This is a genomic window from Streptomyces sp. NPDC050806 (genome assembly GCF_055586425.1).
The window spans coordinates 260,529-275,326 of record NZ_JBVJIF010000003.1; the positions used below are offsets into that span (position 1 = coordinate 260,529).

Sequence of the window (14,798 nt, forward strand, 5' to 3'; positions counted from 1 at the left end):
GCCTAGCGGGTGCCCGGCGGGCCGCCGGCGCGCCGCGGCCGGGGCCCGAAGAGCGCCCGGCCCACCCTGATCACGGTCGCGCCCTCCGCCACCGCCGCCTCGAAGTCGTCGCTCATGCCCATGCTCAGCCCGGCCAGGCCGTGCGCGGCGGCGAGCGAGCGGAGCAGCCGGAAGTGCGGGCGCGGGTCGCGGCCGGCCGGCGGCAGGCACATCAGGCCGACGACGGGCAGCCCGTGCACGTCCCGGCACTCCTTGAGGAAGGCGTCGGCGCCGTCCAGGGGGACGCCGCTCTTCTGCGGTTCGTCGCCGGTGTTGACCTGGACGAAGCAGTCGGGGCTGCGGCCGGTACGGGCCATGGCGGCGGCGAGCGCCGCGGCCAGCGCGGGGCGGTCCACGCTGTGCAGCGTGTCGAAGCCGGTGACGGCCGCCGTCGCCTTGTTGGTCTGGAGCGGCCCGACGAGATGCAGCCGGACGCCCGGATGGCGGGCGCGCAGCTGCGGCCACTTGGCGCGGGCCTCCTGGACCCGGCTCTCCGCGAAGTCGCGCTGGCCGGCGTCGAGCGCGGCGGCGACGGCGTCGCGTGAGCGGTACTTGCTGACCGCGACGAGCGTCACGGAGCCGAGCGGGCGGCCGGCGCGCCGGCACGCCTCGTCCAGGCGGCGGGTGAGGGCGGCCAGGCGCGCCGCGGGATCCGGGACGGGCCCCGGCTCCGGACGATGGCTGTCCGGCGGCCTGTCGCGGGGTGCGGTGCGGTCGGTCGCGGTGCGGTCGGTTTCGTTGCGGTCGGTCACGGTGCGGTATGCGGTGGTGCGTTCCTCGTTCATGGCGGTCAGTCCGCCCTTTCGGTCTCGTACGGCGCGTCGTCGGTGGCGTACTGCGCGTACCGGCCGTCCCAGACGCTGAAGTACTTCCAGGCGGAGTCGAACAGCACGGTGAGCACGACGGCTTCCGGCGGCAGCCGGCGCGCCAGGCGTTGTGCGGCGAAGACGTTGCCGCCGGCGGTGGGCCCGACGTAGAGCCCCTCTTTCTCGATCAGCCGTTTCATGGCCGCCCAGCCGTCGTCGCCGCTGATCAGTTCGACGTCGTCGACCAGTTCCTCGCGCAGGTTGGCCGGTACCCTGCCGGGTCCGAGGCCCATCAGGTTGTGGGTGCGGTGCGCGAAGGGCAGGCCGTGCCGCTTGGCGTACAGGGCGGCCGAGCGGTCGACCTCGACGGCGGTGGTGCGCAGGCGGGGGTACGCGGCCTTGAGGACATCCGCGATGCCGGTGAAGGTGCCGCCGGTGCCCACGGAGCAGAGGAAATGGTCGGGGACCAGGCCCAGCGCGTCCAGCGCGGTGACGATCTCCGTGCCGCAGGAGCGCCAGGCGCGCCAGTTCAGCTCGTTCGTGGACTGGTCCAGGAAGTGGCTGCCGGGGTGCTCGGCGACGTACCGGCGGGCGGTCTCCTCGCCTTCCAGCAGGAAGCCTTCCGGAGAGGTCTCGACGACCGTGCCGTCGAAGGAGGCGATCTGCTTCCGGCGTTCCTCGGTCATGCCCGCCGGCATGACGATGACGACGCGGTAGCCGCGGTCCCGGCCGACCCGGGAGAGCGCCGCACCGCCGTTTCCGGTGGAGCATTCGACCAGGGTCATTCCGGGGGCGATCGTGCCGGCCCGTTCCAGTTCGTCGAGCATGAAGGCGAAGACCCGGTCCTTGTGGCTGCCGGTGGGATTACGGAACTCGCACTTGGCGAATATCCGCGCGGCGCCCCGTTCGGCAGTTTCCCGTAGTTCGTACAATTCCGTGTGACCGATACCGGCACCATGCGCCGATGCGTTCATGTGCGGCTCCCCCGAACCGTGCTGGACAGCATGCGAAATACGTGAAGAGGAAATGCCCGGACCGCGTCGGGCCGACGGCCGCGACGCGTGGGACCGGCGGGTGCGCCGGATCTCGGGGCAGGACGACAGCGGGTGTCAGGGCAGCACGACGGCGCGTCCGGTCCGCTCGTCGACGGTGATCCGGATGACGGACCTGACCGTGATGCCGAAGCGCTCGGCGACCTTCCGGCAGCCGCCGTTGGCCGCCTTCTCCACCGCCACCACGACCTCGCCGACCCGGGCGCCGGCCGCCTGCACCGCCTCGATCAGGGCGACCATGGTGCCGCCGGTGCTGATCGTGTCGTCGACGAGGGTCAGCCGGTCGCCCGGCTCGACGCCGTTGACGTAGAGCGTGCCCTGGAAGTACTCGCTGTCGACGGGCACGGCGACGGACCGGCCGCCGAGGTCGTAGGTGTACCAGCGGGCGACCGCGAGCGGCAGGCCGGCGGCGAGCGAGAGCGCCCCGCCGAGAATGGCTCCCTTGTCCTCCTCGACAAGAATCTTGTCGGCGTCGAACTTCCCCAGCGCGAGCATCCGGCCGGTGGCTTCGGCAAGGACTTCCGGGCGCAGCGCGGGCGTCTGGTCCGTGAATTCGTTCACGGTCGTCAGATGGCGTCCCGACTTTACGGTGGGCGCGCCCGCGTAGACCTCTTCGAGCAGCATGGTGATGTTTCCCCCGTCCATTCCCCCGATTGCCTTCCGCGTAGCGCCGGAAGGCAAGTGAGGCATTGGTACACCGGCGGCCGCGGGACGGGCAATGGCATTCCGGAAGTGTGCGTGGAAACCGCCGGTCGCGGAGCGCGCGGAGGCGCGGCGGGCGCCGCGCGGCCGTCCGCCACCAGGCAGGGCGGCCCCTGCCGCCGTACGGCAATATCGCGACGTTATGGCCGGAAAGCGCCCACTTACGGCAGGGGCCGCGGGGGCGGGGTCAGCCGTCCGCTGCCCCGGGCGTCAGGTGGCGGACGAGGATCCGCTGCAGCTCGCGGGCCGCGCGGGGCGGCGAGACGTCGGCGCGGTGCGCGACGGAGATGTTGCGGTGCAGTCCTGGCGCGGCGAACGGCGTGGCGCGCAGCCCGGCGCGCTCGGCGACCATGACGGGCACGACGGCGATGCCCAGCCCGGCCCGTACGAAGCCGAGGACGGCGTCCATCTCGCCGCCCTCCACCGTGAACACCGGCTCGAAACCGGCCGTCCGGCACGCGGCGACGGTGAACTCCCGCAGGTCGTAGCCGCGCCGGAACATCACCAGCGGGCGGTCGCGCAGGTCGTCGACGCGGATGTGCGTACGGCGCACCGGGGGCGGGGCGTCCGGCGCGGAGATCACGACCAGCTCCTCGCGCAGCAGCTCGGCGGTGGTCAGCGCGGGGGCCTGGACGGGGAGCGGGGTGATGACCAGGGCGAGGTCCAGTTCGCCCGCCGCCAGTACCCGCACCAGGTCCTGCGAGCCGCTCTCGTGCACCTGGAGGTCGACGCCCGGGTAGCGGTCGTGGAAGGCGCGCAGCACGTCGGGGACGACGGAGGCGCAGAGGCTGGGCGGGGCCCCGAGGCGCAGCCGGCCGCGGCGCAGCCCGGCGACCTCCTGGACCTCGCGGCGCGCGGTGTCGGCGTCGGCGAGGATCCGGCGGGCGAACGGCAGCAGCGTCTCGCCGGCGTCGGTGAGCGTGATGTGGCCGCGCGCCCGGTGGAACAGCTCGGCGCCCAGCTCACGCTCCAGGGAGCGGATCTGCTGGGAGAGCGAGGGCTGGGCGACGTGTTCCTGCTCGGCGGCGCGGGTGAAGTGCCGGGTGTCGGCGACGGCGGCGAAATAGCGGAGCTGCTGGAGCTGCATGCGGCCACGATAGTGCGTTGATAGCCGATGCCTATGGAGATGAGCTCCACCATGTCTTGGACTGATGGCTTACGGCGTCCCTACCGTCGTGCCCATGGCAGTGGACACCCGGACGGACCGACGGCCGTCCTCCTATGCGGGCATCCTGTGGCACTCGACCGTCGGCAAGAAGACGGCGATGGCCGTCAGCGGCATCGTGATGCTGCTGTACTTGGTCGCCCACATGCTGGGCAACCTCAAGATCTTCTTCGGGGCCGTCGAGTTCGACGGATACGCCCACTGGCTGCGCACCATCGGCGAGCCCTTCCTGCACCACGAGTGGTTCCTGTGGATCGCCCGGGTGGTGCTGCTGGCCGCGGTCGTCGTGCACGCGGTCGCCGCGTACCAGCTGAGCCGCCGCGACATCGCAGCGCGCCCGGCCAAGTACGTGCACAAGAAGAAGCGCGCGAGCTACGCCACCCGCACCATGCGCTGGGGGGGGGTCATCCTGGGCCTCTTCATCGTCTGGCACATCCTGGACCTGACGACCCTGACGGTGAATCCGCACGCCGCCGCCGGACACCCGTACGCCAATGTCGTCGCCACCTTCTCCACCTGGTACGGCAACGTCATCTACATCGTCGCGATGCTCGCGCTCGGCCTGCATATCCGGCACGGATTCTGGAGCGCGGCGCAGACCCTGGGCGCCAACCGGCCGACCCGCGACCGGGTCCTGAAGGCCGTCGCCAATGCCCTGGCGCTGGTCCTCACCGTCGGCTTCCTCGCCGTCCCCGTATCCGTGATGACCGGAGTAGTGAGCTGAGATGAGCACATACGCGGAGTACGAGGTCGGCGCGCCGGTCGTCGACACCAAGGCCCCCGAAGGGCCGATCAACGAGCGCTGGGACCGCCGCCGCTTCGAGGCGAAGCTGGTCAACCCCGCCAACCGGCGCAAGCACACCGTCATCGTCGTCGGCACCGGGCTGGCCGGCGGCGCGGCCGGCGCCACCCTGGCCGAACAGGGCTACCACGTCGTGCAGTTCTGCTACCAGGACTCGCCGCGCCGGGCCCACTCCATCGCCGCCCAGGGCGGCATCAACGCGGCGAAGAACTACCGCAACGACGGCGACTCCGTCCACCGCCTCTTCTACGACACGGTCAAGGGCGGCGACTTCCGGGCGCGCGAGTCCAACGTGCACCGGCTCGCCCAGGTCTCCGTGGAGATCATCGACCAGTGCGTGGCCCAGGGCGTGCCCTTCGCCCGCGAGTACGGCGGCCTGCTCGACACCCGCTCCTTCGGCGGCGTCCAGGTCTCCCGTACGTTCTACGCCCGCGGCCAGACGGGCCAGCAGCTGCTGCTCGGCGCGTACCAGGCGCTGTCCCGGCAGGTCGCGGCCGGCACCGTGGAGATGCACCCGCGCACCGAGATGCTCGACCTGATCGTGGTCGACGGGCGGGCCCGCGGCATCGTCGCGCGCGACCTGCTCACCGGCCGGATCGACACCTACTTCGCGGACGCGGTGGTGCTGGCGAGCGGCGGCTACGGCAACGTCTTCTACCTCTCCACCAACGCCAAGAACTCCAACGCCACCGCGATCTGGCGGGCACACCGGCGCGGCGCGTACTTCGCCAACCCCTGCTTCACCCAGATCCACCCCACCTGCATCCCGCGCTCCGGCGACCACCAGTCCAAGCTGACGCTGATGAGCGAGTCGCTGCGCAACGACGGCCGCATCTGGGTGCCCAGGGCCAAGGGCGACACCCGGCCGCCGCACGCGATCCCCGAGGACGAGCGCGACTACTACCTGGAGCGCATCTACCCCGCCTTCGGCAACCTCGTGCCCCGCGACATCGCCTCGCGCGCCGCGAAGAACGTCTGCGACGAGGGCCGCGGCGTCGGCCCCGGCGGCCAGGGCGTCTACCTGGACTTCGCCGACGCCATCGCCCGGATGGGCCGCAAGGCGGTCGAGGAGAAGTACGGCAACCTCTTCGACATGTACGCGCGCATCACGGCGGAGGACCCGTACACGGCGCCGATGCGCATCTACCCGGCCATCCACTACACGATGGGCGGCCTCTGGGTCGACTACGACCTCCAGACGACCGTGCCCGGCCTCTTCGCCATCGGCGAGGCCAACTTCTCCGACCACGGCGCGAACCGCCTCGGCGCCTCGGCGCTGATGCAGGGCCTCTCCGACGGCTACTTCGTCCTCCCCGCCACCATCAACGACTACCTCGCCCGGCACCCGCACGACGAGGTGCCGCACGACCACCCGGCGGTCACCGAAGCCGTCACCTCCGTGACGGACCGCCTCTACCGCCTCCTCTCCAACAACGGCGACCGCACCCCGGACTCCTTCCACCGGGAGCTGGGCGAGCTGCTGTGGGAGGAGTGCGGCATGGCCCGTACCGAGTCCGGGCTGCGCAAGGCGCTGGACCGGATCCCCGAACTCCGCGCGGAGTTCTGGCGCCGGATCAAGGTGCCGGGCTCCGGCCAGGACCTCAATCAGTCGCTGGAGAAGGCCAACCGGATCGCCGACCACTTCGAACTCGCCGAGCTGATGTGCCTGGACGCGCTGCACCGGTCCGAGTCCTGCGGCGGCCACTTCCGTGAGGAGAGCCAGACGGCGGGCGGCGAGGCCGAGCGCCGGGACGAGGAGTTCTCCTACGCCGCGGCCTGGGAGTTCACCGGCAGCGGCGAGGCGCCCGTGCTGCACAAGGAGCAGCTCGACTTCGAGTACGTCCACCCCACCCAGCGGAGCTACGCGTGAACCTCACCCTGCGCATCTGGCGCCAGTCCGGCCCCGACGACGCGGGCCGCATGACCGAGTACGACGTACGGGACATCTCCCCCGAGATGTCGTTCCTCGAAATGCTCGACACCCTCAACGAAGAGCTGATCCTGCGCGGCGAGGAGCCGGTCGCCTTCGACCACGACTGCCGCGAGGGCATCTGCGGCGCGTGCGGCATGGTCATCAACGGCGAGGCGCACGGTCCCGAGCGGACCACCACCTGCCAGCTGCACATGCGGCACTTCGACGACGGCGACACGATCGACATCGAGCCGTGGCGCGCCTCGGCGTTCCCCGTCGTGAAGGACCTGGTCGTGGACCGCGGCGCCTTCGACCGGATCATCGGCTCCGGCGGGTACGTCTCCGTCCCGACCGGCGCCGCGCCGGACGCGCACGCCACGCCGGTGCCCAAGGCGGCCGCGGACACCGCGTTCGAGCACGCGGAGTGCATCGGCTGCGGCGCCTGCGTCGCGGCCTGCCCGAACGGCTCGGCGATGCTCTTCACCTCCGCCAAGGTCGTCCACCTCAACTCCCTGCCGCAGGGCGCCCCGGAGCGCGAGTCCCGGGTCCTGGACATGGTCGGGCAGATGGATGCCGAGGGCTTCGGCGGCTGCACCAACACCGGTGAGTGCGCGACGGCCTGCCCGAAGGGCATCCCGCTGTTCAGCATCACCAAGATGAACCGCGAGTTCGTACGCGCTGCCCGCAAGGCCTGACAGACCCGGGTCCGGGCTCCCCATGCCTCCGGGAGTCCGGACCCGCCGTACCGGCGCCGCGGCGGCAACCGACGCTCCGCGGCCGCGGCGCCCTCAGACCGCGGCGGTCCCGATGAGACCCTCCCGGGTGACCAGCCGGGCGAGCGCTTCCTCGCCCAGCCCGTCCGTGCCATCGGGCCGCCGTGGCAGCACCATGTACCGGCTCTCCGCGCTGGAGTCCCAGACGGTGATGCGTACGTCGTCGCCGAGCGCCAGCCCGAACTCCCCGAGCACCGACCGCGGGTCGCGCACCACCCGGGACCGGTACGCCTCGCTCTTGTACCAGGACGGCGAGGGGCCCAGCAGTCCGATCGGATAGCACGAACACAGCGTGCACACCAGCACGTTGTGCCGGTCGGCCGTATTCGCCACCACCTTCAGCCGCTGCTCCTGAATGCCGCCGGCCATCGACAGCCCGACCTCCGGCAGCGCCGCGTTGGCGTCGTCCAGCAGCCGCTCCCGGAAGCCCGGATCCGTCCAGGCCCGGGCCACGATCCGCGCGCCGTTGACGGGCGAAGCCCCGTTCAGCACCGAGGTCAGAATCGCGTCCAGCTGGTCGTCCCCCACCACCCCGGCCTCGACCAGCCGCTCCTCCAGACGCCGGACCCGCACCGCCACCGTGCTGCTCGCATGCTCCCCGCTCACAGCTGCTCCTCTCCCACCCGCTCCAGGTACGACTCCCACAGATCCACCGTGACCTCGTGCGCGTCCGTGCCAGTCCCCCACAGCTCCCGGGCCGGAAAGGCGACGGTGTAGACCGTCTCGACGCGGGGCTCGGCGATCCCGGCGGCCCGCTCGTCGGCCAGCGGCCAGCGGCCCTGCGCCTCCACGACCCGTCCGGTGTGCCCGCGCACGTACCGCGGCGCGCGCGTGTGCCCGTCCGGATCGACGGCCCGTACGCGCACCCGCTGCCCCGCCGCGAACAGGGCGGCCCGCGGCTCACTCACCCCCGAGCACCTTCCGCTCGGCGACCAGCGTCTCGATGGCATGCAGCCACCGCTCGTAGTACGAGGCCGCCAGATACTCGGCGGGCGCCATCCGCTCGACGGCGTCCCGGAACTCGTCCAGCGTGTAGACCCCGCCCCGCACCAGCGCCGTGTTCAGCGCATACACCCGCGCCTCCCAGTCCGCGTGGAACGGCGGCTCGTCCGCCTCGATCCGCAGCGGCCCGAACCCGGTCTGCCCACCCACGTCGTTGACTCGGCTCATGGAGCGAGCGTACGAGCCACGCGGGCGGGCATCCAGCGGACTTACCGTCCCTGCGTGTCCCCTGGGGAGGCTCGCTCGAACTCCGCCTCGTACGTCAGCGGCTTCTCCGTCGCTCCGTCGACGAAGCGCTGCTTCCGCCGTCGCCGGGTGATGCTCTCCGTCAGCGTGTCGTGGCACAGCCGCTCGACGGAGATGTCGCGCTCTCCGGCCTCCGCGCGCAGCTCGACCAGCGCTTCCTCGGTGAACTCGATCGTGATGTCAGGCACGGTGCCAGGCTGGACAACGCGGTTGCACCGTCACGACCACGCTCACCACCAAGGATGAACCCGAGGCGCGCAGCACCCCACGCGCCCCGTGAACCTCGCGGAGCCCGTCAGCGGACCGGTCGTCCCGCCTCCCGCAGGGTGTTCTTCACCTCGCCGATGCGGAGGTCGCCGAAGTGGAAGACGGAGGCTGCCAGGACCGCGTCGGCACCGGCGTCGACGGCCGGGGGGAAGTCGGTGAGCTTGCCGGCGCCGCCGGAGGCGATGACCGGAATGGTCACGTGCTTGCGGACGGCGGCGATCATTTCGGTGTCGTAGCCGTCCTTGGTGCCGTCGGCGTCCATGGAGTTGAGGAGGATCTCGCCGGCGCCGAGGTCGGCGGCGCGGTGGGCCCACTCGACCGCGTCGATGCCGGTGCCGCGGCGGCCCCCGTGCGTGGTGACCTCGAAGCCGGAGGGGGTGGTGGTGCCCTCGGGCGTGCGGCGGGCGTCGACCGAGAGGACCAGGACCTGGCGGCCGAAGCGCTCGGCGATCTCCCGGATCAGGTCCGGGCGGGCGATGGCGGCGGTGTTCACGCCGACCTTGTCAGCGCCCGCGCGCAGCAGCTTGTCGACGTCCTCGGGGGTGCGGACGCCGCCACCGACGGTGAGCGGGATGAAGACCTGCTCGGCGGTGCGGCGGACCACGTCGTAGGTGGTCTCGCGGTTGCCGGAGGAGGCGGTGATGTCGAGGAAGGTCAGCTCGTCCGCGCCCTCCTCGCCGTAGACCTTGGCCATCTCGACGGGGTCGCCGGCGTCACGGAGGTTCTGGAAGTTCACGCCCTTGACGACCCGGCCGTTGTCCACGTCCAGGCAGGGGATGACTCGGACCGCGAGGGTCATGAGGGTCGGGCTCCTTCGCCGGTTGCTCGGAAGGCTTCTAGTTCTACTTGGACCAGGATCCGCGGATCGACGAAGCCCGAGACCACGACGACCGTGGTGGCGGGCCGGACCGCGCCGAAGAGCTCCTGGTGGGCCCGCGCCGCTTCGTCGAGGTCGCGGGTGTGGGCGAGGTAGAGGCGGGTGCGCAGGACGGAGGCGGCGTCGAGGCCGAACTCCGCCAGGGCGTCGACAGCGCGGGTGAAGGCGACCCGCGTCTGTTCGTACGGGTCGCCCTCGCCGTACAGCACCGTGCCGTCGAACGGGGTGGTGCCGGAGACCAGCACCCGGTCCCCGGCGGCGACGGCGCGTGCCGCGCCGAAGACCTCTTCCCAGGGGCCCTCACCAGGTACGCGCCGTACACCGCTCATCGCACTGCCTCCGTTATCGGGTGGCCTCCAGGGCCTCTTCCAGGGTGAACGCCTTGGCGTACAGGGCCTTGCCGACGATGGCGCCCTCCACACCCTCGGGCACCAGCGAGGCGATGGCCCGCAGGTCGTCCAGGGAGGAGACGCCGCCGGAGGCCACGACGGGCCGGTCGGTCGCGGCGCAGACGTTCTTGAGCAGCTCCAGGTTGGGGCCCTGGAGGGTGCCGTCCTTGTCGATGTCGGTGACGACGTACCGGGCGCAGCCCTCGGCGTCCAGCCGGGTCAGCGTCTCGTACAGGTCGCCGCCGTCACGGGTCCAGCCGCGGCCGCGCAGCGTCGTGCCGCGCACGTCCAGACCCACCGCGATCTTGTCACCGTGCTCAGCGATGATCTTGGCGACCCACTCGGGGTTCTCCAGGGCGGCGGTGCCGATGTTGACGCGCTTGCAGCCGGTGGCGAGCGCCGCGGCCAGCGAGTCGTCGTCGCGGATGCCGCCGGACAGCTCGACCTTGATGTCCATGGAGCGGGCCACCTCGGCGATCTGCGCGCGGTTGTCACCGGTGCCGAACGCGGCGTCCAGGTCGACCAGGTGCAGCCACTCGGCGCCCGACTGCTGCCAGGCCAGTGCGGCCTGGAGCGGGTCGCCGTAGGAGGTCTCGGAGCCGGACTCGCCGTGCACGAGGCGGACGGCCTGGCCGTCGCGGACGTCGACGGCGGGCAGCAGTTCGAGCTTGTTCACAGCACTCACAGGACTCTCAGCACTCACAGGGTTTCGATCCAGTTGGACAGGAGCTGGGCGCCGGCGTCGCCGGACTTCTCGGGGTGGAACTGGGTGGCCCACAGCGGGCCGTTCTCCACGGCGGCCACGAAGGGCTCGCCGTGCGTGGCCCAGGTGACCTGCGGGGCACGCATGCTGGGGTTGGTGACCTCCAGCTCCCAGTCGTGCACCGCGTAGGAGTGCACGAAGTAGTAACGCGCGTCGGTGTCCAGGCCCGCGAAGAGCCGCGAGTCCCGCGCCGCCTCGACGGTGTTCCAGCCCATGTGCGGCACGATGTCGGCCTTGAGCGGGCCGACCGTGCCGGGCCACTCGTCCAGGCCCTCTGCCTCCACGTCGTGCTCGATGCCGCGCGTGAACAGGATCTGCATGCCGACGCAGATGCCCATGACCGGGCGCCCGCCGGCGAGGCGGCGGCCCACGACCCAGTCGCCGCGCGCCTCGCGCAGCCCCTGCATGCAGGACGCGAAGGCGCCGACGCCGGGGACGAGCAGCCCGTCGGCGTTCATGGCGGTGTCGTAGTCGCGGGTCACCTCGACATCGGCGCCGACGTGGGCCAGCGCCCGCTCGGCGGAGCGGATGTTGCCGAAGCCGTAGTCGAAGACGACGACCTTCTTGCGCGGCGCGCTCAATTCCATACCTCCAGCCGCACGATGCCGGCGGCCAGGCAGAGCACCGAGCCGATGGCGAGCAGCACGATCACGCTCTTGGGCAGCTGCTGCTTCCAGAAGGAGTAGACCCCGCCGAGCAGGAAGAGGCCCACGAGGATGAAGACCGTCGACAGACCGTTCACAGCGCGCCCTTCGTGGAGGGCAGGATGCCGGCCGCGCGCGGGTCCCGCTCGGAGGCGTACCGCAGCGCCCGGGCCAGCGCCTTGAACTGGCACTCCACGATGTGGTGGGCGTTGCGCCCGTACGGCACGTGGACGTGCAGGGCGATCTGCGCCTGCGCGACGAAGGACTCCAGGATGTGCCGGGTCATCGTCGTGTCGTAGGTGCCGATCATCGGCGCGATGTTCTCGGGCTCGGTGTGGATCAGGTACGGGCGGCCCGAGAGGTCCACGGTCACCTGGGCGAGCGACTCGTCCAGCGGGACGGTGCAGTTGCCGAAGCGGTAGATGCCCACCTTGTCGCCGAGGGCCTGCTTGAAGGCGGCACCCAGCGCGAGGGCGGTGTCCTCGATGGTGTGGTGGGTGTCGATGTGCAGGTCACCGTCGGTCTTCACGGTGAGGTCGAACAGACCGTGCCGGCCGAGCTGGTCGAGCATGTGGTCGTAGAAGCCCACGCCGGTCGAGACGTCGACCTGTCCGGTGCCGTCGAGGTCGATCTCGACGAGGACCGAGGTCTCCTTGGTCTTGCGCTCGACGCGCCCTACGCGGCTCATGCGCCCTTCTCCTTCATGATCGCGCGCACCGCATCGAGGAACGCGTCGTTCTCCGCCGGGGTGCCGGCGGATACCCGCAGCCAGCCCGGCACTCCGTTGTCACGGACCAGGACTCCCTGGTCGAGGATGGCCTGCCAGGCCGCGTGCTGGTTCTCGAACCGCCCGAACTGCACGAAGTTGGCGTCGGAGTCGACGACCTCGCAGCCGATCGCGCGCAGCTCGTCGACGATGCGGTCCCGCTCGGTCTTCAGCTGCTCGACGTACTTCAGCAGGGTGTCGGTGTGCTCCAGGGCCGCCAGCGCGGTGGCCTGGGTGACCGAGGAGAGGTGGTACGGCAGGCGCACCAGCTGTACGGCGTCGACCACGGCCGGGTCGGCGGCGAGGTAGCCCAGGCGCAGCCCGGCCGCGCCGAACGCCTTGGACATCGTCCGGGAGACGACCAGGTTCGGCCGGCCCTCGATCAGCGGCAGCAGCGAGGGGCGGTGGCTGAACTCGCCGTACGCCTCGTCGACGACCACGAGCGCCCCGGCGGTGTCCGCCTTGGCCGCCTGCGCCGCGTCGTACAACGCCAGAACCGTTTCCGCTTCCACGGCGGTGCCGGTGGGGTTGTTCGGCGAGCAGACGAAGACCACGTCCGGCTTGCGCTCGGCGATGGTCTTCTTCGCGGTCTCGACGTCGATGGTGAAGTCGTCGTTGCGCGGGCCCGAGATCCAGTCCGTGCCCGTGCCGCGCGAGATCAGGCCGTGCATCGAGTACGACGGCTCGAAGCCGAGGGCGCAGCGGCCGGGGCCGCCGAAGGTCTGCAGCAGCTGCTGGATGACCTCGTTGGAGCCGTTGGCCGCCCAGACCTGGTCCTTGGTGACCTCGTGCCCGCCGGTGCGGGAGAGGTACCGGGCCAGCTCCGTGCGCAGCTCGACCGCGTCCCGGTCCGGGTAGCGGTTGAGGTCGCGGGCCGCCTCGGTGACGCGCTCGGCGATCCGCCGCACCAGCGGCTCGGGGAGCGGGTAGGGGTTCTCGTTGGTGTTCAGGCGTACCGGCACGTCCAGCTGCGGAGCGCCGTACGGGGACTTGCCGCGCAGCTCGTCCCGGATGGGGAGATCGTCCCAAGGGGACGAAGAGGGGTTCCTGGTCACTTGGACTGCGGGACCTTCCAGTCGAACCTTGCCTTGATGGCCGCGCCGTGTGCCGGGAGGTCCTCGGCCTCGGCGAGGGTCACCACGTGGTGGGCGACCTCGGCCAGTGCGTCGCGGGTGTAGTCCACGACATGGATGCCGCGCAGGAAGGACTGCACCGACAGCCCCGAGGAGTGGCACGCGCAGCCGCCGGTGGGCAGGACGTGGTTGGAGCCCGCGCAGTAGTCGCCGAGCGAGACCGGGGCGTACGGGCCGACGAAGATCGCGCCGGCGTTGCGGACCCGGGCGGCCACCGCAGCGGCGTCCGCGGTCTGGATCTCCAGGTGCTCGGCGCCGTAGGCGTCCACCACCTTCAGGCCCTCGTCCACGCCGTCGACCAGGACGATCGCGGACTGGCGGCCGGCCAGCGCCGGGATGATCCGGTCCTCGATGTGCCGGGTCGCGCGGACCTGCGGCTCCAGCTCCTTCTCGACCCGCTCGGCCAGCTCCGCCGAGTCCGTGACCAGGACGGCGGCGGCCATCGGGTCGTGCTCGGCCTGGCTGATCAGGTCGGCCGCGACGTGCGCCGGGTCGGCGGTGTCGTCGGCGAGGACGGCGATCTCGGTGGGGCCGGCCTCGGAGTCGATGCCGATCCGGCCCTTGAGCAGGCGCTTGGCGGCGGCGACGTAAATATTGCCGGGACCGGTCACCAGATTGACCGGAAGGCAGTCCTCGGTGCCGTACGCGAACATCGCGACGGCCTGCGCGCCGCCGGCCGCGTACACCTCGTCGACGCCCAGCAGGGCGCAGGTGGCCAGGATGGTCGGGTGCGGCAGGCCGCCGAACTCGGCCTGCGGGGGCGAGGCGATCGCCAGCGACTCGACGCCGGCCTCCTGGGCCGGGACGACGTTCATCACCACGGACGAGGGGTAGACCGAGCGGCCACCGGGCACATACAACCCGACGCGCTCGACCGGCACCCACCGCTCGGTGACGGTGCCGCCGGGCACGACCTTCGTCGTCACATCCGTACGCCGCTGCTCACGGTGGACGGTGCGGGCCCGCTTGACGGATTCCTCCAGCGCGGCCCGGACCGCCGGGTCCAGCTCCTCCAGCGCGGTGCGCAGCGCCTCGGCGGGCACGCGTACCTGCTCGATCTCGACCCGGTCGAACCGATGGGCGTACTCGATCAGCGCAGCCGTGCCACGATGGCGCACGTCCTCGCAGATGGGCCGCACCTTCTCCAGGGCGGCTTCCACGTCGAACTCGGCACGGGGCAGCAGGTCGCGCAGGGCGCCACCCTCGGGGAGGGCGTCACCGCGCAGATCGATTCGGGAGATCACTCCTCCAGTGTCTCAGACGTGCTGCCGGTGCCTGCCGCCCGTATCAATCGGTGATACGCACTCCCCGGGGTGATTCTGACCACTGGCGTTCACCCGGTCGCCCTGCGGGAATGGGGAGCCGAGGGGGTCGCAGCGGTACGTGTGGGGCGCCCGGTACGCATGGAGAGGACGGCGGCGCCCGGACGGCGCGGCCGGGAACGAGAGGGGGATGCCGCG

At 71.5% G+C, this 14,798-nt stretch carries 19 protein-coding genes; 3 read left to right on the top strand and 16 right to left on the bottom strand.

The annotated features are described in order from the left end of the window. Window positions 1-2: 2 nt before the first annotated feature. From ACZ6WH_RS10465 to ACZ6WH_RS10480, 4 genes are all read right to left on the bottom strand, one after another. Entirely contained in the window at window positions 3-824 is an 822-nt protein-coding gene (locus ACZ6WH_RS10465) for a YggS family pyridoxal phosphate-dependent enzyme (protein ID WP_469727487.1), read from the bottom strand. Window positions 825-829: 5 nt separating this feature from the next. After that, on the bottom strand, window positions 830-1,819 hold the full coding sequence (locus ACZ6WH_RS10470) for a PLP-dependent cysteine synthase family protein (RefSeq protein ID WP_469727488.1): 990 nt from the start codon (window positions 1,817-1,819) through the stop codon (window positions 830-832). 135 nt (window positions 1,820-1,954) lie between these two features. Continuing rightward, a complete protein-coding gene (locus ACZ6WH_RS10475; RefSeq protein ID WP_469727490.1) occupies window positions 1,955-2,542 on the bottom strand; it encodes a type I phosphoribosyltransferase in 588 nt (195 codons plus the stop codon). Between the two features lie 244 nt (window positions 2,543-2,786). Then, complete coding sequence (locus tag ACZ6WH_RS10480; RefSeq protein ID WP_432853038.1) at window positions 2,787-3,686, bottom strand: LysR family transcriptional regulator; 900 nt, start codon at window positions 3,684-3,686, stop codon at window positions 2,787-2,789. 94 nt (window positions 3,687-3,780) lie between these two features. Here ACZ6WH_RS10480 and ACZ6WH_RS10485 point away from each other — a divergent pair, with 94 nt between their 5' ends. Genes ACZ6WH_RS10485 through ACZ6WH_RS10495 form a run of 3 tightly spaced genes read left to right on the top strand, consistent with a single transcriptional unit; the run spans window position 3,781 to window position 7,173 of the window. Further along, on the top strand, window positions 3,781-4,488 hold the full coding sequence (locus tag ACZ6WH_RS10485) for a succinate dehydrogenase (protein ID WP_469727492.1): 708 nt from the start codon (window positions 3,781-3,783) through the stop codon (window positions 4,486-4,488). A gap of 1 nt (window position 4,489) precedes the next feature. Beyond that, entirely contained in the window at window positions 4,490-6,436 is a 1,947-nt protein-coding gene (locus tag ACZ6WH_RS10490) for a fumarate reductase/succinate dehydrogenase flavoprotein subunit (protein ID WP_469727494.1), read from the top strand. Next, window positions 6,433-7,173, top strand: a complete 741-nt coding sequence (locus ACZ6WH_RS10495; RefSeq protein ID WP_399708050.1) for a succinate dehydrogenase/fumarate reductase iron-sulfur subunit — start codon at window positions 6,433-6,435, stop codon at window positions 7,171-7,173. The genes ACZ6WH_RS10490 and ACZ6WH_RS10495 overlap by 4 nt, the downstream gene beginning before the upstream one ends. A gap of 93 nt (window positions 7,174-7,266) precedes the next feature. On the opposite strand, the gene ACZ6WH_RS10500 is transcribed toward ACZ6WH_RS10495, so the two are convergent. The 12 genes from ACZ6WH_RS10500 to hisD all read right to left on the bottom strand — a co-directional run bounded on the left by ACZ6WH_RS10500 (window position 7,267) and on the right by hisD (window position 14,582). Beyond that, the gene (locus ACZ6WH_RS10500) at window positions 7,267-7,857 is read right to left on the bottom strand and encodes a nitrile hydratase subunit alpha (RefSeq protein WP_469727496.1); all 591 of its coding nucleotides are present in this window, start codon (window positions 7,855-7,857) and stop codon (window positions 7,267-7,269) included. Beyond that, window positions 7,854-8,159, bottom strand: a complete 306-nt coding sequence (locus tag ACZ6WH_RS10505) for an SH3-like domain-containing protein (protein ID WP_469727498.1) — start codon at window positions 8,157-8,159, stop codon at window positions 7,854-7,856. Before ACZ6WH_RS10505 ends, ACZ6WH_RS10500 begins: the two co-directional genes overlap by 4 nt. Then, window positions 8,152-8,421 (bottom strand): hypothetical protein, encoded by a 270-nt coding sequence (locus ACZ6WH_RS10510; protein WP_469727500.1) that lies wholly within the window; start codon window positions 8,419-8,421, stop codon window positions 8,152-8,154. Before ACZ6WH_RS10510 ends, ACZ6WH_RS10505 begins: the two co-directional genes overlap by 8 nt. 41 nt (window positions 8,422-8,462) lie before the next feature. Then, window positions 8,463-8,687 carry a hypothetical protein gene (locus ACZ6WH_RS10515; protein WP_469727501.1) on the bottom strand — a complete coding sequence of 75 codons (225 nt, stop codon included), beginning with the start codon at window positions 8,685-8,687 and terminating at the stop codon, window positions 8,463-8,465. A gap of 107 nt (window positions 8,688-8,794) precedes the next feature. Further along, a complete protein-coding gene (hisF, locus tag ACZ6WH_RS10520) occupies window positions 8,795-9,565 on the bottom strand; it encodes an imidazole glycerol phosphate synthase subunit HisF (protein WP_432853055.1) in 771 nt (256 codons plus the stop codon). Continuing rightward, window positions 9,562-9,972 carry a Rid family hydrolase gene (locus ACZ6WH_RS10525; protein ID WP_432853057.1) on the bottom strand — a complete coding sequence of 137 codons (411 nt, stop codon included), beginning with the start codon at window positions 9,970-9,972 and terminating at the stop codon, window positions 9,562-9,564. The genes hisF and ACZ6WH_RS10525 overlap by 4 nt, the downstream gene beginning before the upstream one ends. A gap of 13 nt (window positions 9,973-9,985) precedes the next feature. After that, on the bottom strand, window positions 9,986-10,708 hold the full coding sequence (gene priA, locus ACZ6WH_RS10530; RefSeq protein ID WP_469727503.1) for a bifunctional 1-(5-phosphoribosyl)-5-((5-phosphoribosylamino)methylideneamino)imidazole-4-carboxamide isomerase/phosphoribosylanthranilate isomerase PriA: 723 nt from the start codon (window positions 10,706-10,708) through the stop codon (window positions 9,986-9,988). 23 nt (window positions 10,709-10,731) lie between these two features. Then, window positions 10,732-11,382, bottom strand: coding sequence for an imidazole glycerol phosphate synthase subunit HisH (gene hisH / locus ACZ6WH_RS10535; protein WP_469727504.1), 651 nt, complete (start codon window positions 11,380-11,382; stop codon window positions 10,732-10,734). After that, window positions 11,373-11,537, bottom strand: a complete 165-nt coding sequence (locus tag ACZ6WH_RS10540; protein ID WP_432853066.1) for a hypothetical protein — start codon at window positions 11,535-11,537, stop codon at window positions 11,373-11,375. The genes hisH and ACZ6WH_RS10540 overlap by 10 nt, the downstream gene beginning before the upstream one ends. Beyond that, entirely contained in the window at window positions 11,534-12,127 is a 594-nt protein-coding gene (gene hisB / locus ACZ6WH_RS10545; protein ID WP_030256442.1) for an imidazoleglycerol-phosphate dehydratase HisB, read from the bottom strand. The genes ACZ6WH_RS10540 and hisB overlap by 4 nt, the downstream gene beginning before the upstream one ends. Beyond that, on the bottom strand, window positions 12,124-13,260 hold the full coding sequence (locus ACZ6WH_RS10550; RefSeq protein WP_469727505.1) for a histidinol-phosphate transaminase: 1,137 nt from the start codon (window positions 13,258-13,260) through the stop codon (window positions 12,124-12,126). Before ACZ6WH_RS10550 ends, hisB begins: the two co-directional genes overlap by 4 nt. After that, the gene (gene hisD, locus ACZ6WH_RS10555) at window positions 13,257-14,582 is read right to left on the bottom strand and encodes a histidinol dehydrogenase (RefSeq protein ID WP_432853070.1); all 1,326 of its coding nucleotides are present in this window, start codon (window positions 14,580-14,582) and stop codon (window positions 13,257-13,259) included. The genes ACZ6WH_RS10550 and hisD overlap by 4 nt, the downstream gene beginning before the upstream one ends. Window positions 14,583-14,798 lie beyond the last annotated feature (216 nt).